The 23002-nt window shown below is 73.5% G+C and carries 18 protein-coding genes; 9 read left to right on the top strand and 9 right to left on the bottom strand.

What is annotated here, in order from left to right; genetic code table 11:
• Positions 1–1313: MFS transporter (locus ACYVKZ_RS12840; protein ID WP_460992640.1), on the bottom strand; the 1313-nt coding region annotated here is incomplete at its 3' end.
• Between the two features lie 150 nt (positions 1314–1463).
• Positions 1464–2408, bottom strand: coding sequence for a dihydrodipicolinate synthase family protein (locus ACYVKZ_RS12835; protein ID WP_460992639.1), 945 nt, complete (start codon positions 2406–2408; stop codon positions 1464–1466).
• Between the two features lie 110 nt (positions 2409–2518).
• Here ACYVKZ_RS12835 and ACYVKZ_RS12830 point away from each other — a divergent pair, with 110 nt between their 5' ends.
• Both ACYVKZ_RS12830 and ACYVKZ_RS12825 read left to right on the top strand, forming a co-directional pair.
• A complete protein-coding gene (locus ACYVKZ_RS12830) occupies positions 2519–3565 on the top strand; it encodes a LacI family DNA-binding transcriptional regulator (RefSeq protein WP_460992638.1) in 1047 nt (348 codons plus the stop codon).
• A gap of 67 nt (positions 3566–3632) precedes the next feature.
• Positions 3633–4427, top strand: coding sequence for a potassium channel family protein (locus ACYVKZ_RS12825; RefSeq protein ID WP_460992637.1), 795 nt, complete (start codon positions 3633–3635; stop codon positions 4425–4427).
• A gap of 18 nt (positions 4428–4445) precedes the next feature.
• Here ACYVKZ_RS12825 and ACYVKZ_RS12820 read toward each other — a convergent pair whose 3' ends face one another.
• The 4 genes from ACYVKZ_RS12820 to ACYVKZ_RS12805 form a co-directional block, all read right to left on the bottom strand.
• Positions 4446–5939: a long-chain-fatty-acid--CoA ligase gene (locus tag ACYVKZ_RS12820; RefSeq protein WP_460992636.1), complete on the bottom strand. Its 1494-nt coding sequence runs from the start codon at positions 5937–5939 to the stop codon at positions 4446–4448.
• A 108-nt stretch (positions 5940–6047) separates the two neighbouring features.
• Positions 6048–6809 carry a maleylpyruvate isomerase family mycothiol-dependent enzyme gene (locus ACYVKZ_RS12815; RefSeq protein ID WP_460992635.1) on the bottom strand — a complete coding sequence of 254 codons (762 nt, stop codon included), beginning with the start codon at positions 6807–6809 and terminating at the stop codon, positions 6048–6050.
• On the bottom strand, positions 6806–7609 hold the full coding sequence (locus tag ACYVKZ_RS12810) for an alpha/beta fold hydrolase (protein WP_460992633.1): 804 nt from the start codon (positions 7607–7609) through the stop codon (positions 6806–6808). Before ACYVKZ_RS12810 ends, ACYVKZ_RS12815 begins: the two co-directional genes overlap by 4 nt.
• A 9-nt stretch (positions 7610–7618) precedes the next feature.
• Positions 7619–9025: a wax ester/triacylglycerol synthase domain-containing protein gene (locus ACYVKZ_RS12805; protein ID WP_460992632.1), complete on the bottom strand. Its 1407-nt coding sequence runs from the start codon at positions 9023–9025 to the stop codon at positions 7619–7621.
• Positions 9026–9172: 147 nt separating this feature from the next.
• Between ACYVKZ_RS12805 and ACYVKZ_RS12800 the strand changes: the two genes are divergently transcribed.
• Together ACYVKZ_RS12800 and ACYVKZ_RS12795 are read left to right on the top strand one after the other, a co-directional pair.
• Positions 9173–11866, top strand: coding sequence for a PD-(D/E)XK nuclease family protein (locus ACYVKZ_RS12800; protein WP_460992631.1), 2694 nt, complete (start codon positions 9173–9175; stop codon positions 11864–11866).
• Positions 11863–15084 (top strand): UvrD-helicase domain-containing protein, encoded by a 3222-nt coding sequence (locus ACYVKZ_RS12795; protein ID WP_460992630.1) that lies wholly within the window; start codon positions 11863–11865, stop codon positions 15082–15084. Before ACYVKZ_RS12800 ends, ACYVKZ_RS12795 begins: the two co-directional genes overlap by 4 nt.
• 154 nt (positions 15085–15238) lie before the next feature.
• Here ACYVKZ_RS12795 and ACYVKZ_RS12790 read toward each other — a convergent pair whose 3' ends face one another.
• Positions 15239–15667 carry a hypothetical protein gene (locus ACYVKZ_RS12790; protein WP_460992629.1) on the bottom strand — a complete coding sequence of 143 codons (429 nt, stop codon included), beginning with the start codon at positions 15665–15667 and terminating at the stop codon, positions 15239–15241.
• A 149-nt stretch (positions 15668–15816) separates the two neighbouring features.
• On the opposite strand from ACYVKZ_RS12790, the gene ACYVKZ_RS12785 reads away from it, so the two are divergent.
• Together ACYVKZ_RS12785 and ACYVKZ_RS12780 are read left to right on the top strand one after the other, a co-directional pair.
• Positions 15817–16053: a hypothetical protein gene (locus ACYVKZ_RS12785; protein ID WP_460992628.1), complete on the top strand. Its 237-nt coding sequence runs from the start codon at positions 15817–15819 to the stop codon at positions 16051–16053.
• A 117-nt stretch (positions 16054–16170) separates the two neighbouring features.
• Positions 16171–16407, top strand: a complete 237-nt coding sequence (locus ACYVKZ_RS12780) for a hypothetical protein (RefSeq protein WP_460992627.1) — start codon at positions 16171–16173, stop codon at positions 16405–16407.
• Between the two features lie 67 nt (positions 16408–16474).
• Here ACYVKZ_RS12780 and ACYVKZ_RS12775 read toward each other — a convergent pair whose 3' ends face one another.
• Positions 16475–18031 (bottom strand): polysaccharide deacetylase family protein, encoded by a 1557-nt coding sequence (locus ACYVKZ_RS12775; protein WP_460992626.1) that lies wholly within the window; start codon positions 18029–18031, stop codon positions 16475–16477.
• A gap of 93 nt (positions 18032–18124) precedes the next feature.
• Positions 18125–19369: a S53 family peptidase gene (locus ACYVKZ_RS12770; protein ID WP_460992625.1), complete on the bottom strand. Its 1245-nt coding sequence runs from the start codon at positions 19367–19369 to the stop codon at positions 18125–18127.
• A 248-nt stretch (positions 19370–19617) separates the two neighbouring features.
• On the opposite strand from ACYVKZ_RS12770, the gene ACYVKZ_RS12765 reads away from it, so the two are divergent.
• From ACYVKZ_RS12765 to ACYVKZ_RS12755, 3 genes are read left to right on the top strand one after another with little or no spacing between them, the layout of a single operon-like run.
• Complete coding sequence (locus ACYVKZ_RS12765) at positions 19618–21408, top strand: MFS transporter (protein WP_460992624.1); 1791 nt, start codon at positions 19618–19620, stop codon at positions 21406–21408.
• The gene (locus tag ACYVKZ_RS12760) at positions 21405–21869 is read left to right on the top strand and encodes a MarR family winged helix-turn-helix transcriptional regulator (protein ID WP_460992623.1); all 465 of its coding nucleotides are present in this window, start codon (positions 21405–21407) and stop codon (positions 21867–21869) included. The genes ACYVKZ_RS12765 and ACYVKZ_RS12760 overlap by 4 nt, the downstream gene beginning before the upstream one ends.
• A gap of 13 nt (positions 21870–21882) precedes the next feature.
• Positions 21883–22983 (top strand): aminotransferase class V-fold PLP-dependent enzyme, encoded by a 1101-nt coding sequence (locus ACYVKZ_RS12755; RefSeq protein ID WP_460992622.1) that lies wholly within the window; start codon positions 21883–21885, stop codon positions 22981–22983.
• The last annotated feature ends 19 nt before the right edge of the window (positions 22984–23002 follow it).

The raw sequence follows: 23002 nt of genomic DNA, 5'->3' as shown, positions 1-23002 counted from the left end.
TCGAGGTCCGCGATGGCCCTTCCCGTGCGGTCGGGGGCCATCAGGGAGAACACGAGTCCCGCGACGGGCCCGATGATGCCGAGCGCGAGGGCGAAGGGCACGGAGCCGGCGAGGGTGAGGGCGAAGAGCGGGAAGATGCCGGCGCCGAGGCCGCGGCCCACGTAGTAGCTCGCGCTGGAGCCGGTGGAACGGATGCGGGTGGGGAAGAACTCCGACATCCACACCCCGAGGACGCCGAAGCCGCCCGCCGCACCGGCGCAGAGCATGAGGGCCCAGAACGCGGGCCATGCCCAGAAATCGGGACCGACGTGCGCGCTCCGGGTGCCCAGGAGCACGAGGAACCAGACGAAGCCGACAGTCCCGATCGCCGAGGCGAGGGTGAAGGCGTACTTGCGGCGGATCGTGTCCGAGACGACCCCGGTGGCCGTGTAGGCGATGATCGTGGCCACGTAGCCGATCAGGACGATGAGGCTGACCGTGCCGAGGGGAAGCTTCTGGGTGGCCAGCAGGTAGGTCGAGAGATAGGCGCCGACGGAGTTCGTGGTGAGGAACATGGCCGTCGAGAGGACCATGAACAGGACCGTGCCGACGACGAACTGCGGCTTGAAGATGTCCACGACGGGGACCTTGGTGCGACGCAGGTCCTCGGGCACGGTCCCGGCCTTGAGGTGCTGCTGGTAGGCGAGCCACTGCTTGGACTCCGGCAGGAGCTTCAGCGAGGCGATGCCGATGACCGTGCTGATGACGCCGATGCCGATGTACCCGGCTCGCCAGCCGAGGTCGTGGCCGAGGACGGTGAGGAAGAGGAAGAGGACGCCCTCGGTGAGGATCTCTCCGACGAAGTACATGGCCTGGATGATCCCGCCCATCGTGCCGCGGCGGGCGGTCTTCCAGCACTCGGTGAACATCGAGAAGGACAGGCCGAAGAGGCCGCCCATGCCGACCCCTGCGAGGACGCGGGTGGCCATGAACATCTCGTAGTTGACGGCGAGGCCGCCGAGGGTCGCCGCGATGCCGAAGGCGACGACGGAGATCGCGAACGTGCGCCGGCGCCCGAGAGTGTCGCCGAGGGTGCCGAAGACGAAGCCGCCGAGGATCGAGGCGAAGCCCTGCACGGTCGCGACGGTGATCAGGGCGATCGTGGAGACATGCAGGCTGCCGGAGATGTACACGAGCGGGTAGCCGATGAGGTTCAGCTCGGCGCCGTCGAAGAGCGTGCCCAGCAGGGCGAAGGCCAGGATGAGGCGGATCTCGCGGCGCGAGTAGAGGGTTGCGGTGCCCACGCTGGGGGCTCCCTTGATGATGGACATCATGTGCGCTTCCTCGTCGTTGAGGTGGGCTCTATTCAATAGCCCGGGCCCCTCGCGGAGGAAGGGGCAGCGGGTTCGGTGCCGGAAGGCTTGGGGACGCACGACGGCGGGCGGGCGCCCGCCGTCGTGCGTCCAGTTCGGTGCCGGGACGGCTCAGGCGCGGGCCGGGGCGCCGACGCGGCCCAGGCCGGCGGAGGCCAGCGCGAGGGCGATCTCGTCGTGGGCTCCCGGCGCGAGGGGCAGGAGCGGGTGCCGGACCGTGGCGTGCTCGAGGATGCCGCGGGCGACGAGGCCCTCCTTGAGCGCGACCGTGCCCTCCATGTGGGACCCGCGGTGGTAGACGTTCTTGGTCACGGGCAGGAGGCGGTCGTGGACCTCGCGGGCCTTGGCGTAGTCCTTGGCCTTGCCCGCGGCGATGAGCTCGACGAGCGGCTCGGGCGCGAGGCCGCCGTAGCCGACGAGCGCGCCGTCGACGTCGAACATCGTGTGCAGCAGGTACTCGTCGTGGCAGGTGAGGATCTGCAGCTCCGGGAACGCCGCGCGCAGCACGGGGATCTCGGTGTCCCAGCGCCGCATGTTCCGCACGCCGTTCTTGGTCGCGAACACGCCCTCCTGGGCGGCGATCTCGAGCTGGGTGTCCAGATCGTAGGTGGCCTTCGTCGCGTCCGGGTACTGGAAGAGGATCAGCGGCAGCCCGCTGGTCTCGTAGATCTCCTGGTACCGGGTCTGGGGGGCACCCTTCTGGTAGCCGAAGCGCAGCCAGCCGTGCGAGGGGTAGACGAGGCCCGCCGAGGCGCCGGCCTCCACGGCCCGCTGGGCCTCCTCGGCGGCGACCTTGTTGCCCTCGCCGGTGATGCCGGCGATGATCGGCACCCGGCCCTCCGCTGCATCGCGGAAGGCGGAGATGACGAGGGCCTGCTCCGCCTGGGTCAGGAACGTGCCCTCCCCCGCGTGGCCGAGGACGACGAGTCCCTTGACGCCCTCGACCCCGGCAAGCCAGCCGCCGAGGCGGTGGATGGCGTCGACGTCGACGTCGCCGCTGCGGGTGAAGGGGGTGACGGGGGCGGGGACCAGGCCCCGGAGGTCGATGGTGCTCATGTGGCTCTCCTTCGAGTGATCGATCCAGTTTGTGCAATCGATTCCGTTATCGATTGCTTCGACTGTAAGCTTGATCACGAGGACACGTCAAGGGGGTCAGGAGAGGCACCATGGAGACCAGGGAATCGAGCGGGCCGCGGCCCACGATCGCCGATGTCGCGGCGGCCGCGGGCGTCGCGCGGTCAACGGTCTCGCGGGCCATGAACCGCGAGCACCGGTTCTACCGGAGCCCGTCCGCGGCCCGCATCCGCGCTGTCGCCGAGTCCCTCGGCTACGAGCCGAATCCCACAGCGGCGAATTTGAGGCGCCAGCAGACCAACACGGTCGGCGTGCTGGTCTCCCGGCTGACGGACACGGTCATGGCCATGCTGTTCGAGGAGATCGCGGCCGCCAGCGCCACCCGCGGCTACCACGCGCTCGTGGCGACGACCTATGACGATCCGGCGCTCGAGCGGGAGAACGGGCTGGCCATGCTCGCCTCGCGCGTGGACGGCCTCATCCTCACGACCGCGACGACCGAGGGGGGGCTGTGCACCGAGCTCCTCGCGCGCGGCATCCCCCATGTGCTGGCCCTCCGGTCGTACGGCGAGAGCCCGAGCGTGGTCGGCGACGACGCCTTGGGCGGGTACCTCGCCACCCGCCACCTCATCGACCTCGGCCACCGCGAGATCGGCCTCGTGGCCGGTCCCGACCATGCGCCGACGGCGCTCGCACGCCGTGAGGGCCACCGTCAGGCGCTCCGCGAGGCCGGCATCGACGACGCCCCCGAGCTGGTCTACCCGTCGACGTTCAGCATGGAGAGCGGCGAGGCGGCAGCGGAGGCCTTCCTCGCCGCCCGGCGTCGGCCCACGGCGGTCTTCGCCGTCAACGACAACACGGCCTTCGGCTTCACCTCGGTCATCCAGCGGGCGGGGCTGAGCATCCCGAAGGACCTCTCGATCGTCGGCTACAACGACATCCCCCTCGTGGCACGGCTCCCAGTGCCCCTCACCACCGTCCGGGTGCCCTTCGGGGACATCGCCGCGGCATCGGTCGACACGCTCCTGAACTCCATCCAGGGACGGCCCGCGCTGGCAGCGCACCGCACGCTGGCCCCCACGCTCATCCCCCGCGCCTCCACCGCGCGCCCCGCCGCCCCGCCGGACGCGCCCCGCTAGGGCTCCCGGCGGCCTAGAAGTGAGTCGGGGAGGCCGCACAGGCGCCGGACGGCGGTACCCTTCGGGCATGACGCAGGACCGTTGGCGCAAGCTCACCGAGTGGCCCACGCTCGTGGCCGCCCTCGTGTTCCTCGGCGCCTACTCCGTGCAGGTCATCGGCAACCTGCCGCCGCGGGAGGGCGCGTGGGCGGAGGGACTGCTGTGGGCCGCCTGGGCCGTGTTCGTGGTGGACTACGCCGGGCAGCTGTGGCTCGCGCCCCGGCGCGGCCGGTGGTTCGTGCGCAACCTGCACGAGCTCGCCATCCTGGCCCTGCCGGCGCTGCGGCCGCTGCGGCTCGTGACGTTCCTGCGGGTGGTGCACAACAAGGCCGGCTACGCCCTGCGCGGCCGCCTCGTGGTCTACGTGATCGCCGCGGCCGGGATGCTCATGTACTGCGGGGCGCTCACGGTCGAGGACGTCGAGCAGAACGTGCCGGGGTCGAACATCCGCAGCTTCGGGGCGGCGATCTGGTGGGCCCTCGAGACGATCACCACGGTGGGCTACGGCGACCACTACCCGGTGACGGTGATCGGCCGGCTCGTCGCGGCGGCGCTCATGGTCTCCGGCATCGCCGTCCTCGGCGTGGTCACCGCCTCCATCGCCGCGTGGCTCGTCGAGACGATGACGTCGCAGACCGCCGCGGAGTTCGAGGCCGGGGTCGAAGAGGTCGCGGCCGAGGTCCAGGACGTGGAGGCCGAGGTCGAGGCCATCGACCAGAGCCTCGAGGCGAAGGTCCAGGCGCTGACCGAGCGGGTCGAGCGGCTCACCGCGGCGCTCGAGGCCCGCGAGGCCGAGCGCCGCGGCACCTGGCCCGGGCCCTGACGCCCAGAGTCGCCCGACTCAGCCGGCCAGGCCGGCCCTCAGGTCCCGCTTGAGGATCTTGCCGGTGGGGCCCTTCGGCAGCTGCTCCACGATCCGCACCTCGCGCGGGTACTTGTAGGCGGCCACCTGGGACTTCACGAACTCGCGCAGCTCGTCGGCCGTCGCGGCGCCGGGGGCGCTGAGGGCGACGACGGCGACCACCTCCTCGCCGAGCTCGGCGTGCGGGGCGCCCACCACGGCGGCCTCGGCGACGGCCGGGTGCTCGTAGAGGACCTCCTCGACCTCCCGCGGGTAGACGTTGTAGCCGCCGCGGATGATGAGGTCCTTCTTCCGGTCCACGATCGCGTAGCAGCCGTCCGCGTCGACCCGGCCCATGTCCCCCGTGAGGAACCAGCCGTCGCGGATGGCCTCGGCCGTGGCATCGGGCCGCTTCCAGTAGCCCTTCATGATGTTGTGCCCGCGCACCGCGATCTCGCCCACCTCGCCCCGCGGGACCTCCTCGCCGCCGAGCCCCACGACCCGCAGCTCGACGCCTTCCACGGCGGTGCCGATCGAGCCGGGCTTGCGGAGGCGGTCCGGGTGGTTGAACGCGGCCACGGGCGAGGTCTCGGACAGTCCGTAGCCCTCGAGGATAATGCAGCCGAACTCGTCCTCGAATCGGTGCAGGACCTCCACGGGCAGCGCCGCGCCGCCGGAGATGCACACGCGCAGCGAGGACGTGTCGTAGCTGCGGTGGTCGGGCACGGCGAGGAGCGCGCTGTACATCGTGGGGACGCCGGCGAACACGGTCACGTGCTGGGCACCGATGATCTCGAGCGCAGCCTGGGCGGAGAACCGCGGCAGCAGCGCGATGGCCGCGCCCGCCATGACCGTCGTGTTGAGCGCGCAGGTCTGGCCGAAGGTGTGGAACAGGGGCAGCCCGCCGAAGACCACGTCCTCGGACGTCAGCGTCAGCAGGGTGCGCACGGTCAGGTCCGCGTTGCGGATGAGGTTGCTGTGGGTCAGCTCGGCGCCCTTGGGACGGCCGGTGGTGCCGGAGGTGTAGAGGATGACGGCGGTGTCCCCGTCCGCGCGCTCCGTGATCTGCCCGAGCGGCTCCTCGTCCGCGAGCGCCGCGGTGAACGTCCCGCGGCCGACGGCGACCACCCGCGCCCCGCCGGCGTGGGCGCCCTCGGCCGCCTCCTGGGCGACGTCCTCCGCCGCGAAGAGGACCGTGGCGCCGGAGTCCTCGAGGTAGTAGGAGATCTCGCGCTGCTTGAGCAGGGGGTTCATGGGGACTACCACGGCCCCGGCGCGGAGGGCCCCGTAGTAGAGGGCCGCGAACTCGGGCACGTTGGGCAGCATGACCCCGACCCGGTCCCCCGGCTCCACGCCCGAGCGGACGAGCAGCCCGGCGACGCGGGCGGCCGCGGACGCGAGGTCCGCGTACGTCCAGGCCTCCTCCCCGCACGTGATGGCGGTGCGCGTTCCGTGGGCGGCGGCGGTGGACTCGAGGTACGCGGCAAGGTTCATGGGGACTCCTCGGCAGGAAGCTACTGTGGCGTAGGCCACAGACGATTGAACCGTGAAACTGAGTCTCACGTCAATCGGAATCCAGTCCCAGCCGCGCGAGAGGACGGGCTACGGCGTGAGGCGGGCGCCGCGCAGGGCCGCCGCGAGGTCCTCGGGGGCACCCGGCAGCGGCCGCCGTCCCCACAGCCCCAGGTAGACCTCCGCTGCCGGCCCCTCGACCGTGCCCAGCAGCGCCTGGTCGCCCCCGTTCCCCGACACCGCCGGCGTGGCGAGCGCCGCCGCCGGCCGGCCGTCGTCGTGCGTCACGGCGAAGCGGACGACGCCGGGCAGTCCCCCCGAGCGGCCGAGCCTCACCTGGCGGGGGTAGAAGCCCTCGAGGACCTCCTGGATGCCGTCGAGGGCGAGGTCCTCGGGGACGCTCCAAAGGTCCGCGCGGCCGAGGGCGTCGAGGAGGTCGAAGGTGTGGACGGCGAGCTCGTGCACCTGGCGGCGGGCCCAGAACGACGCCGTCCGCCCGTCCCAGAGCGTCCACGCGGGGGCGTCGGGCCCGGCGGCGCGCAGCGCGGCGACCAGGTGCGCCGCGCTCGCGCGGTACCAGCCGATGGGCGCCTCCGTCTCCGGGCGCGCCTCGAGGCGCGGGGCGTGCTCGGCGCCGAGCGCGGCGGCAGCCCAGCGGTGGATGCCCGCGAGGTGGTCCACGAGGTCGTGCACCGTCCAGCCGGGGCAGCCCGCCACCGGTTGGGCGAGGTACGGATCCTGGTCCGCGGCCTCTGCGGCCGCGTCCGCGAAGCCCTCGGCGAGCGCGGAGACGCGGTCGAGGGCCTCGCCGAAGCCTTCCTTGCCTGCGTCAGCCGGCGGGGCGGGCGTCACGCGGGCGTCTGCTGTGCCGCGAGGAACTCCTTCACGGCCGCGGCGAAGACGGCGGCGTCGACGTTGTGGGTCTGCCCCTCGAGCGTGCCCGTGCGGGCACCGGGGATGGCCGCGGCTGCCTCCTGGGCGGCGGCGGGCATGAACGCCGGGCTCGCGCCGCCGGTGAGCACGAGGGTCGGGGCGGCGATGCGGCCGAACACGTCCTGCGGGACCACGCCGTCCCGGCCCATCGCGGCGTTGTCGTACGCGAGGGTCGGGGCGAGGCGCACGGCGGTGGCCCAGGTGGGCGACTGGCGGGTGCTGTCGATCGCCGCGTCCGGCAGGCCCACGTAGCGCAGGAAGGTGGTCAGGGCGCCGTCGTGGTCCCCGGCCTCGAGCCTCGCGTCGAGGGTCTCGGTGTACTCGCGGGCGCGGGCGCGGCCGCCGTCGTCGGTCATGAACGGCGGCTCCCACATCACCAGCGCGCGCACGGGAACCGCGGCGGCGGCCCGCGCGGCGAGGGCGGCGCCCGAGGAGAGGCCGACGACGGCGGCCGCGGTCCCGGCGTCGTGCGCGGCGCGGTCCAGGAGGGCGCCGATGTCCTCGATCTCCCGCTCGGGCGCGAACGGCAGGGTGTCCGTGCTGTCGCCGCGGCCGCGGCGGTCGTAGTTGTAGACCGTGAAGCTCTCGGCGAGGGCGTCCGCGAGGTGGGCGTCCCCGAGTCGGTCCACGGTGGCTCCCGAGACGAGGATGAGCGGGGCCCCGGTGCCGAGGCGGTCGTAGGCGATGGTGGTTCCGTCGGCTGAGGTGAGACGTTCCATGGGCCCACGCTACCCGGTGAACCGGGCCAGTTCACGGTGCAGCAGCACCGTGAGCCGATCCTGCTCGGGGACCACGTCCGGATCGCCGAGGACGGCGACGACGAGCTGGCCCGCGTAGGAGAGGACTGTGAAGCACACGCCCACGTTGCCGGGGGTCATGCTCGCCGGCACGATCCGGGTGATCCGGTTGCCGGCGAGGAAGAGCGGCTCGGCGGGCCCGCGCATGTTCGAGAGGAACGTGTTCACGAGGCGCTGACGGTCGATGAAGTGCTGGAAGGCTCCCGCGCGGGCGAGTGCCCGGAAGGCGACGCCGAGCGGGCCGGCGGAGGTCCCGCGGGGCGCGGTGCGGCGCGCCTGGGACTGCGCGGCGACGCGGGCGAGGCGCACGGCGGGGTCGGGGTCGGCGGGGACCTCGACCGGGACCACGCCGTTGGCGTTGCCGAGCGTGCCCGCCTCCGTTCTCCCGCGGGACGAGACCGGGACCGAGACGACGAACCGCCCGGGCGCCTCGCCGCGGGCCGCCAGGGCGGTGCCGAGGGCGCCCGCGACGGCGACGAGGAGCACATCGTTGACTGTGCAGCGGCGGGCGCGGGCGGCCTCGACGACGTCCTCGAGCGGGACCGAGAGGGCGGTGATGCGGCGCCGGCTGCCCGTGGGCCGGTTGAACGCCGTGTTCGGGGCGCGCAGCCGCTCCCGCGGGCCGCCGCCGCTTCCGCCGCTCCCGCTGCGGCGGCCGAGCAGGCCGAGCTCGCGCAGCCCGGCGGCGGCCGCCGCGAGCGTGCGCGGGGCCGCAGCAAGGGCGCCGAGGCGCTCGCTCCAGGCGTCCACGAAGAGCTCGCTCGGCCGGGGTGGAGGCTGGGGGAAGGCCGGTGGTGGCGGTGCGGGCGGGGTGGCGCCCGGCGCGGGCGTGGCCCACGGCGCGGGATCCGGCGCGGCCCCCGGCGCGGGATCCGCGAGGGCGGCGAGGACCGCGAGGCCGCCGAGCCCGTCCGCCAGGACGTGCTGTGCCACGAAGACGAGGGCCGCCGGCCGGTCCGGTCCCCCGGGCAGCCAGTGCGCCGCCCACGGCGGCCGGTCGCGCGGAAGCCGCTGGCACGCGATCCGGGCGGCGGCGTCCAGCAGCCGCTCGTCGGCCGCGAGCGGGTGGGCCTCGACGAGGTGGCGGGACAGGGTGAATTCCGGGTCGTCGATCCATACCGGCCGTCCGCAGCCGGGCGGAGGCGCCAGGAGCCGGCGGCGCAGGCGGGGGACCCTGGGAATCCGCTCCTGAAGGGCGGCCGCGACCTCCCCGAAGGTGGGCGCGGCCCCCGGGCCGAATTCGAGGACGGCGGCAATCTGCATGGGGACTGGGCCGCGGTCGGTCGCGAGCACGGTGAGGTCGTTGCTGCTGATGCGCTCGATCGGTGTCCGCGTCACCGCTGCTCCTCCGCTGGATTCCCGCCGCGTCGCCGGCGTGGGCGCCAGCGTAGATGCAGGTGTTCTCGGCGGGTAGGTGCATCCGGCCCGGTCACCACGTTCCGCCCGGGAGCCTGTTCTGTCGGAGGGGTTGGCTAGGGTGAGGAGATGATCGTCGAGTTCGGGTGGTTCCTCGATCGCGCGCCGTGGGCGTACGCGAGCCCGGGGCTGAACCGTGTGCGGGTGGGCCGCAAGAACCTCATCGGACTCCTGCAGACGCGTCTCGGGCTCACCCGCCCCGAGGTGCCCAACGCCGAGCGCGTGAGCCAGTACCTGCGCCGGCTCGAGCACCTCGACGCGCCGGACGCCTGGTTCCACCACTCGCTCGCCGCCGATCCCTGGTCCACCGCTCACGAGCTCCTCGCGGCCCGCGACGATGCGGTCGCCAACGGCTGGGACGGCACGCTCGACGGCGCGGTGTCGCCCCTGCTGGAGACCCTCGCCGCCGCGGAGCGCCTCGGCAGGGACGCGGGCCGCCCGCTGGCCGCGGACGGCCCGCTCGCTCCGTCGCTCGCGGACGACGTCGTTGAGCTGCTCGCGGAGCTCGAGTCCTCTCCCCTGCCGCTCGGCATCGACGAGCTCGTGCTCCAGCACCCCGAGGAGACCTTTCCGGCCGTGTGGCGCCGGATCATCGGGGCTCTGCGCCGGCGCGGGGTCAGGATCAGCGAGGCCCCGGAGCCCGCGCGCGCGCCCGAGCTGACGGTCCTGGCCGCGGAGACCGAGTGGGAGGCCGCCGAGCATGCCGCACGCTGGCTCGCGGCCGGCGCCAACGGGAGCACGGCCGTCGTCTGCTCGGACCCCACCGGAGTGCTGGACCAGTACCTCGCCCACCACGGCAGCCCGCGGCTCGGCGTGGGCGCCCGGTCGGCGTGGCGCGCCCAGGACCAGCTCATCCCCCTCTTCTTCGAACTCGTGTGGGAGCCGGTCAGCGTGCACCTGCTCGCGGAGTTCCTCACGCTCGAGGACTCTCCGGTCAAGCGCCGCGCTGCCCGGCACCTGCTGCGCGCGCTCAGCCGCGAGCCCGGCACCCGCGGGCCCGTGTGGGACGCCGCGATCCGGGCGATCGGCGAGGACGAGACCCTCGGCCCAGAGCTCGCCGCGACCCTGGACCGGCTCTTCAGCACGGGCCTGCTCCCCGACGCGGAGCACCGGCTGCCCAGCGGGGCGCAGCTCGTCGACGCCACGGCCTGGTTCGCGGCGGCGCTCACGGCGCGGGCCGCCGTCGTGCCACGGCTGCAGCCCACGGCCGCGCAGCTGCGCCGCGTCCTGGCGCTCGTGGCCCCGCTGCGGCACGTGGGCCGCAGGGACCTCCGGCGGATCATCGCCTCCGTCGTCACGCCCGGCGCCGAGGCGCTCGGGGCGGCCGAGGCGGCGCCCTGGCTGCGCCTGAACCACCTCGTGGAGCTCGGCGAGGACGTCGAGGACGTCCTCTGGTGGGGGTTCCAGTCAGCCTCCGCGCCCACGGTGCGGCGCTGGGACCCGCACGACGCCGCCTCGCTCGCCCGCGTGGGCGTCGAGCTGCCCACACCCCAGGACCTCACGGCGCTGGCGGTGCGCGAGACCCTCGCCGCCGCGGGCCGGTGCCGCAGGCTCGTGCTCGTGCAGGCCGCGCAGCGCAACGGAGAGCGCGTGGGCCCGAATCCGCTGCTCGAATCCCTCGTGGAACGCTACGGCCCCCCTGCCGAGACGGGGACCGGACTCGGCGGGCGGATCGAGCGGGCCACGCGGGCGCCGCGGCAGCTCACCGACGGGGACGGCGTGTGGCGCCTCGCGGGCCGCACCGCACGGCTCGCCCAGGCCGCCGCACACCGGCCGGCGGCGCCCGATCCGCTGCAGGAGGTCGGAGCGAACCCCGCGCTGGCCCCGGAGACCATGTCCTACTCGCAGCTCGACGTGCTGCTGGGCTGCTCGATGCGGTGGGCGCTCGAGCGCAAGGGCGGCCTGCGCGTGCCGGACGCGGCGGACATCCCGGAGGGCAGCCGCATGATCGGCTCGTTCGCGCACCGGGTCATCGAGGTCCTGCACGGGCGGCTGCGCGGGGCCCACCGGGCCGTGCCCGAGGACCGGGAGATCGCCGAGGTCATCGATCAGCTGCTCCCCCAGCTCGCCTCCGAGCTGCTCCTGCCCGGGCAGAAGGCGCGCCGGCTCACGGTGGTGGACGCGGTCACGGTCGCCGCGCGGGAATTCTTCCGCGGCCTCGAGAAGGGCGGCGTGACGCTGCAGGAAGTCGAGAAGCCGATCACGAAGGACCTGCAGCTGGTGACCCCGGACGGCGTCCTGACTGTCCCGGTGCGCGGCAGCGCCGACGCGGTGGGGATCGACGAGGCGGGCCGCACCGTGGTGGTGGACCTCAAGTGGTACAGCTCCGCCAAGCACCTGCGCCAGAAGATCAAGGAGGGCACCGCCCTGCAGCTGGCCCTGTACCAGTGGGCGCTGCACGAGGGCGAGGCCCCGCCGGACGACCCGACCGCGTACTTCCTCCTCAAGCAGCACGCGTTCGCCTCCGCGCACACCCACTTCGGGGCACCCATCCCGCGCGACGAGGACCCCGGCCAGCTGTGGGGCCGGGCTGTCCGCTCGGCAGAGTTCACGGTCGAGCAGGTCCTCGCCGGCAGGGTGACGGCGACCGGGCCAGTGGAGCAGGCGTTCGCCGCGGCGCAGGCCGAGGCGGCGGCCGCCGAGGGCGGGGAGCCCACCACCGTCAAGGACGCGGAGACCGCGGTGGGCCGCCTGTACGTCGAGCCGGGCTGCCGGTTCTGCCGGTTCGGGGCCCTGTGCGGGCTGAAGGGGGACTACTCATGAGCGCGCGCCTGCTGCAGAACGTCACGATGGTCTCCGCGAGCGCGGGAACGGGGAAGACCTACACGCTCACGGAGAAGATCGTCCAGGAGATCGCTGCCGGCACCCCGGCGGAGAAGATCATGGCCACGACCTTCACCAAGAAGGCCGCCGGCGAGCTGCGGGAGCGGATCGCGGCCCGGCTCCTCGACGCCGAGCGCACGTCGCCTGCCCTCGCGGCGGCGTCCCAGCAGCTCGGGGCGAGCCTGATCGGCACGGTCAACAGCGTCTGCGGGCAGCTGCTCGCGGAGTACGCGATCGACGCCGGCCTCTCCCCCGCGCTCGAGGTGATCGGCGAGGACCAGCTCCAGGCCATGTTCCGGCTCGCCACCGACGAGGTCCGGGCGCGGCACGCCGAGGAGCTCGCCCCCATCGCCGTGCGCCTGGGCACCCACCCCGACCTCGCCCAGGGGTATGGGGTGGAGTCGTGGGAGGAGACCCTCCAGCGGATCGTGAACCTGGCCCGCGCCAACCAGCTGGACGCCAACGCGGTCCGGGGGTGCGCGGACCCCTCGTGGGCCGGCTTCCGGGGCTTCCTGGACCCCGCCGGGGAGGACCGCCGCGCCGAGTGGTTCCGCGAGCTGCACGCGCTGCGGGCCGAGCTGGACCGGACCGTGGCCCGCGGCGTGCACGAGGACGGCAGCGCCGCGAACCTCACCACGAAGTCCTTCCAGGAGAACCACCCCAAGGTCCTCGACAGGATCGCCCGGGCCCAGAGCGTCGAGACGACCCCGTGGGAGGTGTGGCGCGGCTTCCTCGGCTCGGGCGCCCCGGCGCCGCTGAAGAAGATCTTCGGCCCGCTGCGCGACCGGATCGCTGCCGAGCTGCTCTCCAACCCGGTGCTCCACGCGGACCTCGAGGGCTACGTCCGCGGGCTGTTCCGCTGCGCGGCGGACTCTCTCGACGCGTACGAGCAGTTCAAACGGGACAACGCCCTCATGGACTTCGTGGACCAGGAGGCCAGGGTCCTCGACCTCGCCCGGCACAACCGCGCCTTCCAGGAGTCGTTCCGCGCCCGCATCGACGTGCTCGTCGTGGACGAGTTCCAGGACACGAGCCCGCTCCAGCTGGCCCTGTTCCTCGAGCTCGGAGCCCTCGTGCGCCGCTCGGTGTGGGTGGGAGACCCGAAGCAGGCCATCTACGAGTTCCGCGGCACGGACCCGGAGCTCATGGAGGCCGTGATGGCCCAGGTCCCGGCCGAGCGGCGCGAGCAGCTCTCGCACACGTGGCGTTCGCGGCAGGCGGTCGTGGACCTCTCCAATGCCGTGTTCGAGCGGGTCTTCGCCGACCACGGGATGGCGGCCGAGTCCGTGCACCTCGAGCTGCCGCCCGCCCGCGCCGCCGCCTACGGCGCGGACACGGGGAGCGTCGAGGCATGGACCCGGCCGGCGGGCCGGGCCGAGGACCGGCTCCGGGCCACCGCAGCCGGGGTGCAGGACCTGCTGGAACGGCGCCCCGGGCTGCGGCCCTGCGACGTGGCCGTCCTGGCCCGCACCAACGCCGAGGTCCGCGCGGTCGCGGCGGCGCTCGACGCGCTGGGCCTGCGGGCCAGCCTGGACCCGCGCGCGCTCGGCGGCGCCCGCGAGGTGCAGCTCACCCGCGCTGGGATGGCGTACGTCGCCGACCGGTACGACACCGTGGCCCTCGCCGAGCTCGTGGCCCTGCATCCGGAGCACCCCTCGCACCTGGTGTGGCAGCAGGAGCTGCTAGGCGCCGTCGTGCCCCGGGAGCGCGTCCGCAACGAGGCGGGCGAGGTGGTGGCCGGGCCCCGCCTGGTGCACGATGCGTGGCGGGCCGCGCCCGTGGTCGCGGCCCTCGACACGCTGCGCAGGCAGGCCGCGGCCGCGACGCCCACGGAGGTCCTCGAGGCCGTGACCGGCGTGCTGGGCCTGCCGCGGCTGATCGCGGGCTGGTCCGCCCCCGAGCGGCGGCTGCGGAACCTGGATGCCTTCCGGGGCGCCGTGGAGCTGTACTACGAGCGGTGCCGGGCGCTCCGGGAGCCGGCCACCCTGCGCGGGTTCCTCGAGTTCTTCGCCTCGGACGAGCACGAGTCGGCGGAGAACTCCGGCCCGGATGTGGTCAACGTGCTCACGTACCACCGGGCCAAGGGGCTCGAGTGGCCCGTGGTGGTCATGGAGAGCCTGGACAAGGAGGCGAAGGCGCGGCCGTTCGGCACGGGTGTGGAGCAGACCCGCGAGCTGGACCTCGCCGATCCCCTCGCGGGGCGGTGGATCCGGCTGTGGCCCAGCCCGTTCCCCTACGGCGGGTCGGCGCTGGACCAGCGGGCCCAGCAGTCCGAGGCCGCCGCGCGGTTCCTCGCCCGCGAGCAGCGCAACCAGGCCCGGCTCATGTACGTCGGCATGACCCGCGCCGCGGAGACCACCGTGCTCACGGCGAAGAACGGCTCCCCCGGGCTGCTCAACGACCTCGGGATCGAGGGCCTCGTCGCGTGGAAGGCGGCCGAGGAGCCCGCCGACGGATCCGTGACGGTGTGCCGGGAGACGGCGGTGCCGGCCCGGCTCGCGTGCCTGCAGCCGGCGGAACCGGTGGCGGACGACGCCGAGTGGTCGCCGCGGTTCGTCGACGCGCCCGCGGCAGGGGCCGGCGTCGTGCGGCGGCCGGCCCGGCTGAAGGCGAGCGAGGTGCCCTCGGAGGGGCTCGAGGCCGAGATCAGGGAGGCCGCCGTGCTCGGCACGCCCCTGGCAGCGCACGGCGCCGAAGACTGGGGCGCGGTGGGCAGCGCGGTGCACGCCTACCTCGGGACGGAGTTCCGCACCCTCGACCCCGCCGGGCGCACGCGCCTCGCCGAGCGCCTCGTCGGACGCTGGGGCGTCGCGAGGACCATCGACGCCTCGCTGCTCACGGCCGCCGGCGAGCGCTTCGAGGCCTGGCTGGACGCCGAGTTCCCCGGCTGGGTGCGCCACCGCGAGGCGGCCATCGGCTGGCGGCCGGAGGGGCAGACCATGGAGGGCTGGATCGACCTGCTGCTCGAGGGCCCGGACGGGTTCGTGCTCGTGGACCACAAGACGTATCCCGGCCACGACCCGGCGGGGCACATCCGCGCCCACTACCTCGGGCAGATGGACACCTACCGGCGCGCGGTCCAGGCGGCGACCGGGCGGCCCGTGGTGCGGGTGCTGATGCACCTGCCGGCGCTCGGGAGGGTCTACGAGGTGGCGTGAGTCCAGGCGCCCCGCGCCGCCGGCCCACGGGCCTACGGGCTGAGCTGAGGGGTCATGTCCCTGAGTTGAGGGGTCATGTCCCTGAGGGATATGACCCCTCAACGTTGGGACATGACCCCTCACGTTGGGGCTACGGGGTTACGGGCCTACGGGGTTACGGCGCGTCGCCCGCGGCGCTGTCCCGCAGTCCGGTGAGCGGCGGCCCGGCGTACCCGTACTGGTCGAGGTCCTTGCCGTCGGTGATCACGGTGCGCGCCGGGACGTCGGCGAAGACGATCGGCCAGTCGTTGGCTGCGTCGTCGTCACGCATCGCGTGCTGGCGCGCGTAGTCCTGGGAGAGCGTGACCCAGTCACCGGGGTTGATCTGGCCGACGCCGGGGGGAAGGGCGCGGTAGATGCGGACCAGGGCCTCGGGGGCGTGGCGCACCCTGTGCAGCTGGTGCCTCGTCTCCTCGTCGCACTCGCCGTAACCGTGGTAGCGCGGATTGCTGAAGGCGTCAGCGCCGAGGACGTCGGCCAGTTCGGGGATCGTCAGTGCCCGCTCGCCACCCCTCGGGGCCAGGGGCGAGCTAGTGTAGGGCATCCCTCCACGGTACCGCACGCTTCCCGGCCCAGAGTTCGCCGCTGTCCTCAGGGCCCGGAGTGGAGGATACTGGTCCGTTACGGCCGTCGGCCGTCCGCGGCGTCTCCTCTGGCCCGGCTCCGCTCCTTCCCCCGTGAGGAAGTTCCCCCATGAACGAACTTGAGGCGTCCCTGGTGGTGCGCGCCGGAGCAGAGCTGCTCGCGGGTGTTTCCTCGGACCCGCGCTCGAACGAGGGCTACAGCGCCGTGAAGGCCAACATCTCCGCCGCCCTGGACAGCCTCGCCGAGGCGCTGCAGAACTTCGAAGGTGCCGGCCGGCAGCCGAACCGGTCGAAGGGCTGGATGGAAGACCTCCGGCGGGTGGCAGACGACCTCGCGGGCCGATAGGTGATGGTCCGCACTGACTTCGGGGCGCCGTCCGTTGACCGGGGAGACCGGCGCCCGGGACAATGGCTGGACTGAGGGAACCTGTCTCCTGGTCTCGGGGTCTCGACAGGATGGACCATGAAGATGAAGAAGCTCAGGGGCACGGTGGCGGTCGCCGCCTCGCTGCTCCTGATCGGGCCGGCAGTGGAAGCTGCCGCGACCCCGCCGCCTCCCCCTGCGTGCGGCTACTCGTGTCCGGGCCTCGTGGTGGTAGGCAACTGGCTGTGGCTGCCGAGCATCGGGGTCGACGAGTACCAGTGGGCCTACGTCACGCCGGGCTCGCCCTACTGGCACCTGCTGCGGTTCCCCGTGTGAGCCCGCAGCTGTGAGCCCGCATCCGGGTCACCGCGCCTGAGACCACCGTGCCCTGGGCCGCGAGGCGCTAGCCGAGCGCGGCGTCGAGCGTCACGAATCCGTAGCCCGCGGCGCGCAGCTGCGCGATGACCGCAGGGAGGGCGGCCGCGTCCAGGGTCGAGCCGTCGTCCGGGTTCGAACCGAGGTGCATGAGCACAATCTCGCCAGGCTGCGCCGCGGCCAGGACCCGCTGCAGGACGAAGTCCGGCCCGCGGGTCCCGCCCACGGTGCCCTCCCAGCCGAGCGTGTCCACGGTCCAGCGGATCGCGGCGTACCCGGCGGCGTTGACGTCCGCGATGGTCCGGGCGTTCCGGTCGCCGTAGGGGAACCGGAAGAACGGCCGGGGATCGGCGCCCGCGCCGAGGATCGCGGACTGCGCGCCGCCCACCTCGGCGGCGATCTGGGCGTCCGTGAGCGCGGTGAAGTACGGGTGCGTCATGGAGTGGTTCCCCACGGTGTGCCCGCCTGCGACGATCGCGGCCACGTCGGAGCGGAACAGGTTCGCCCACGCGCCCGTGAGGAAGAACGTCGCGGGGACGCCGTTGACCGCGAGGGTGTTGAGGATGGAGCGGACGGCGGCGTTGTTGGCGCCGGCATCGAAGGTCAGGGCGACGACCCTGTGGGTGGTCGGGATGCGCTCGAGGTCCGCACCCATCAGCGCGGACGGGAGGCCCGCGTAGACCACCTGGCTCGTGGAGCTGGCCGAGCTCCACAGGACGGCGCCGTGCTGGAAGTCGCTGCGCCGGCCGCCGGTGATGCTGTACTCGCCGGTGAGCGGGTAGCCGAGCCGGCCGTGCTCCCAGCCGAGCGACGCCCAGCGGGCCCGGATCCCGCCGATCACCTCATGCGCGCCCGTGGCCGGGCTCCAGTAGACCGAGGAGCCGTTCGTGCCGCTGAAGTGGTTGTAGCGGCCCACGCCGTCCGGGGCCGCGATCTCGTCCGTCACCGGGAAGCCCAGGATGCCCGCGGTGCCGCCCAGCCCGACGTACCGGGTCCGGATGGCCCCGTGGACCTCGTGCGCCCCCGTCGCGGGGCTCCAGTACACCGAGCCGCCCGTGAAGTCGCTGTAGCGGCCGGTCGGCGCCTGGGTGGGGCTCTCATCCCGGAGGGGGAAGCCGAGGAAGCCGGCCGGGCCGCCGCGGGCGAGGTACTCGGCGCGGATTCCGCCGTGGACCTCGTGCGCCCCGGTGGCGGGGCTCCAGTACACCGAGCCGCCGGCGAAGTCGTTGTAGCGTCCGGCCGCCCCGGGCGTGGTGGTCTCGTCGGTGCGCGGGAAGCCGAGGAAGCCGCCGGGCCCGCCCCGCCCGAGGTACTCGGTGCGGATCCCGCCATGGACCTCCCAGGCGCCCGTGGCCGCGCTCCAGTAGATGCTCCCGCCCTGGTAGTCCCGCGCGGCGCCGCCGGCCAGTGGGTACTCCGGGCCCAGCGGCGTGCCGAGGAACGAGGCGGCGCCGCCGAGCTGCTCGTAGTGCGTGTCGATCCCGTTGAGGGCGGGGACGAGGACGGGCAGCGGGCCGCCCCCGGCCGTCCAGCCGGTGAGGACCAGCAGCGCGACCATCGCAAGGACGGCTGGGAAGCGGCGCATCATGACCCCTCAGGCCGGCCCAGGAAGATCCCGGGCTGTGGTGCCCATGATCCTCCTGGGAGGCCTGCTGCCGCGTGAGGCTTTGGTCCCCGGTCAGAACCCCCAGATGCCGTTCGGGGTGCCGAGCCCGGTCGGGCCGTCCCAGCCCGGACCGGCGGTGCACCACAGGGCGGGGGTGCAGGTGCCGTTGGAGCCGGACTCCACGTCGAACAGCCCCTCCGAATGCGCGTACGGGATGCTGTTCGCGTACGTGTCCTTGGCCTTCGAGCCCGTGTGGCCGGCGAGGGCGTAGACGGAGGCGATGATCGGGGACGCCTCGCTGGTGCCGCCGAACTGGCCCCACGTGGAGCTCGTCGCCGAAGTCGGGTAGTAGACCGCGAGGCCGCCGTGGGCGGGGTCGGAGGCCGCGGCGACGTCGTTCATCGCGCGGTTGTCGCACCCGGTGCCGTACTCGTCGGCCGCGCCCAGCGGGTCGTTGAAGGCCGAGCAGCCGGAGCCGGTGCCTGCCCAGGCGCTCTCGGCCCAGCCCCGCTTGGTTCCGGGCGCCGGGCTCAGGCTCGTGCCGCCCACCGCGGTGACGTAGGAGGACGTCGCGGGGTAGGACCCGCCCTGGTAGCCGGAGTCGCCGGCGCTGGCGGTCACGGCGATGCCGGGCACGTTGTAGTACTTCCCGTAGGCGTCGTCGGAGGCGTCGGCGCCGCCGTAGCTGTTGGAGATCGCCACGACGCCGCGCATCTTCGCCGCGGTCTGGACGGCGGTGCCCACGCTCGTGAGCTCGGTGGTGCTGGCCTGCAGGACCACGATCCTGCAGTCCGGGCAGGCGGCAGAGACGGCGTCGACGTCGAGGGCCTGCTCCTGGGCCCAGCCGAGGTCGAACCTGGGCAGGGCCTTGCCGCCGTTCTCGTTGACGATCTTCAGGCATCCGCTCGCCGTGGTGCACGCGGGAAGGCCGAAGTGCTTCCGGTAGGCGGCGAGGTCCCGCTCGAGGTTCGGGTAGCCGAACACGTCCACGATCGCGACCGTCCGGCCGCCCGAGGCGGTGCCCTTGAGGTTGTAGGCCGCGCGCAGCTGGGCGGGCGTGAGGGCTCCGGCGGGCGGGGCCGCCGCGCCGCCGGCGGCCCGGCCGACGGCGTCGATCGCCTGGCGGGCGGCGCAGGCCACCTGCCCGGGTCCCGGGGGCGGGCAGATCTGGATGGACGGGTCAGCGGCGCCCCGCACCACGAGGGGGGCGGCGTGGGCCGCGGCGGGCGGTGCGGCGCTGGCTGCTGGGGCCCCGGCGGTGAGCGCCGCCACCACGAGCAGTCCAGCCCCGGCGGCGGACAGTAGCTTGCTGATCATGGGGGGCTCCTCCTGGCGTCCGGACGCAGCAGGCCGACCTTGTGCCTGCCGCATCTGCCCTTGTCGCTGGCGACGGCCAGCCCTTGCTTAGAGGGTAGGTGCCCTCGGCGCCGGGCAGTAGGGCAACTGGGCAGTAGCTGGAAGAAACCTCGCCGTGGCAGGCCCCGGGGCAGGGCACCGGGCGTACGGTAGTTAGTGGACGTCAACTAACTCGCACCCGCCTCGCAAGAGCAGAGTTGGGAGTCCGCGTGGGCCTGAACACCGTCAGCACGTACCGGGCACGCCGCGCGGCCCACGCAGAGCGCGATCTCGCGAGCCCGCACTACAAGTGGATCGTCCTGTCGAACACGACGCTGGGCGTCCTCATGGCCACCATCAACTCCTCGATCCTGCTGATCGCGCTGCCGGACATCTTCCGCGGGATCGGCATCAACCCGCTCGAGCCCTCCAACACGAGCCTGCTGCTGTGGCTCATCATGGGCTACCTCGTGGTCACGGCGGTGCTCGTGGTCAGCTTCGGCCGCCTCGGGGACATGTACGGGCGGGTGAAGATGTACAACGCCGGGTTCGCGATCTTCACCGCCTTCTCGATCCTGCTCTCGGCCACGTGGCTGACGGGCACGGCCGGGGCGGTGTGGCTCATCGCGATGCGCATCCTGCAGGGCGTGGGCGGGGCGCTGCTCATGGCCAACTCGAGCGCGATCATCACGGACGCGTTCCCGGTCAACCAGCGCGGGCTGGGTCTGGGCCTGAACCAGGTGGCGGGCATCGCCGGCTCGTTCCTCGGCCTGATCCTCGGCGGCGTCCTCGCCCCGCTCGAGTGGCATCTCGTGTTCCTCGTCTCGGTGCCCGTGGGCCTGTTCGGGACGGTCTGGGCGTCCCTGCGCCTGCACGAGCAGGGCACCCGGCCGCGCTCGCGCATGGACTGGTGGGGCAACCTGACCTTCGCCGTGGGCCTGGTCGCGGTGCTCGTGGGCATCACCTACGGCATCCAGCCCTACGGCGGGGCCACCATGGGCTGGGCCAACCCGTGGGTCCTCGCGGCCCTGCTCGGCGGCGTGGGCGTGCTCGTGGTGTTCTGCGTGATCGAGCTGCGCACCTCGGACCCGATGTTCCGGCTGGACCTGTTCCGCATCCGGGCGTTCTCCGCCGGGAACCTCGCGAGCCTGCTCTCCGGGCTGGGGCGCGGCGGGCTCATGTTCATCCTCATCATCTGGCTGCAGGGGATCTGGCTCCCCCGGCACGGCTACAGCTTCGAGTCCACCCCGCTGTGGGCCGGCATCTACATGCTCCCCCTCACCGTGGGCTTCCTCGTGGCCGGCCCCACCTCGGGCTGGCTCTCGGACCGCTTCGGCGCCCGCTTCCTCGCCACCGGCGGCATGGTGGTCGCGGCCGCGAGCTTCCTGTGGCTGCTGGCCCTGCCGGTGGACTTCGACTACTGGGTCTTCGCCCTGGCCCTGCTCGCCAACGGCGTGGGCATGGGCCTGTTCGCCGCCCCGAACCGGGCCGGCATCATGAACAGCCTCCCGCCGGGCCAGCGCGGGGTGGGCGGCGGGATGAGCACCACGTTCCAGAACTCCTCGATGGTGCTCTCGATCGGGATCTTCTTCTCCCTCATGATCACGGGCCTGGCCGGCTCCCTCCCGCAGACCCTCACCGCGGGCCTCACGGCGCAGGGCGTGCCGGCCGCCGCTGCCAGCCGCGTCGCCTCCCTCCCGCCCGTGGGGGTGCTGTTCGCCTCGCTGCTGGGCTACAACCCGGTCCAGACGCTCCTGGGCCCGCAGGTGCTCGGGGCGCTGCCGGCGCAGAACGTCCAGTACCTCACCGGGCGGGCGTTCTTCCCCTCGCTCATCTCCGGCCCGTTCGCCGCCGGCCTTGCCGTGGCGTTCGGGTTCGCGGTGGCGGCGTGCCTCATCGCCGCGGTCGCCTCGGCCCTGCGCGGCGAGCGCTATGTGGACCCCGGCACCTCCTCCGGCGTGGACTCGGGCGCCGCGGCCGGCGCGGGGGCCGGCGACCCTGCTGAGGAGGGCCGGCGGTGAACGCGGACGACGCCGGCGCGGTGGCCCTCGCGGCCGGGCTGCGGACCGCGGTCAACCGGCTCGCGTTCTACCTGCGGGCCGACGCCGGCGAGCGCGGCCTCACCCCGTCCCGGCTCGCCGCCCTCGCGGCCCTGGACCGGTGCGGGACGCAGCGCCCCGCCGACCTCGCGGCGAACCTGGGGATCACGGCGCCCAGCATGTCCCGGCTCACGGAGGTGCTGGAGGCGGGCGGCTGGGTGCGGCGACGGGCGCACGACGGCGACCGGCGCGCCGTCGTCCTCGATCTCACCGAGGCGGGCCGCGCCACCCTCAACGACGTGCGGCGGGAGGGGACGAGCCGGCTGGCCGCGGACATCTCCCGGCTCTCCCCCGCCGAGCGCGCCGCGCTCGAGGCGGCGCTGCCCGTGCTGACCGGGCTCGCCGACCGCAACCTCTCCCCCGCGAGGGCACCGGTCCAGTAGGCTGCGCAGCACCATGAAGCCGCTCTCCGAGAAGACCTTCTTCAGCTACGCGACCGTCGCCCCGATGAGCCGGACCGCCTACGAGGCCGCCCGGGACTTCATGGCGGACTTCTACCAGTACGGGCCCCCCGAGGTGCTCTACCGCTACGACCGCCTGGCCGAGGAGATGGCCGAGGAGGCCGCGCGGCTCCTGAACTGCGCGCCGGAGGAGGTCACGTACCTCAAGAACACGACCGAGGGCATCGTCATCGCCAGCGAGGTGCTGCCCCTCGACCCGGGCGACGAGGTGCTGGTCCTCGGCAACGAGTACCCGGCCAACCTCCTGCCCTGGCTGCGCAAGCGCCACGACGGGGTGACGGTCACTGTCATCACGGGCCGCGACAACGAGGCGGCCTTCCACCGCCTGCTCGGGGCCATCGGCCCCAGGACCCGGGCCATCAGCATGTCCTCGGCCCAGCGCTACGACGGGTTCATGCCGGACCTGGCCCTCCTCTCGCGCGTGTGCCGCGAACGGGGCATCTTCCTCGTGATCGACGCCGTCCAGCACATCGGCGTGCGCTCGATCGACCTGGCCGAGACGCCCGTGGACCTCCTCGTGTGCGGCGGCCAGAAGTACCTGCGTGCGGGCATGGGCATCGGGTTCATGTATGTGCGGCGCGGGCTGATGCCGTCCCTGCGCCACAGCCGCGTGGGCATCCGCAGCATGGAGCGCTTCGACGAGGAGTCCTACGTCCTCAAGGACACGGCCGCGCGCTTCCAGGACGGCACCCAGAACGTCGCCGGGCTCGCGGCCCTGCACGCGTCGCTGCACGAGCTCAACGCCCTGGGCATGGACGCGGTCCAGGAGAAGAACGTCGCCCTGCTGGCGGGGATCAAGGCCGTCCTGCGGGAGCACGGGATCGACTTCATCGACCACGGCACGCGCCAGAGCAACATCGTCTCCCTGCGCGCCGCCGATCCGGCCGCCCTGGCCGCGTACCTCCAGGAGCGCAACGTCTACATCAAGGTCATCGAGGACGTGGCGCGGATGTCCTTCATCCACGAGTCCACGCTCGAGGAGGCCGAGGTCCTCGCCCGGCATACCCGCGACTTCCTGGACCGCGCCCGGAGCTGACCGCGCCCCGGAGCTGATC

It is taken from the genome of Sinomonas soli (genome assembly GCF_054782415.1).
Note: the sequence above shows the minus strand (reverse complement) of the source record. Positions and strands in the feature narration are given on the sequence as shown.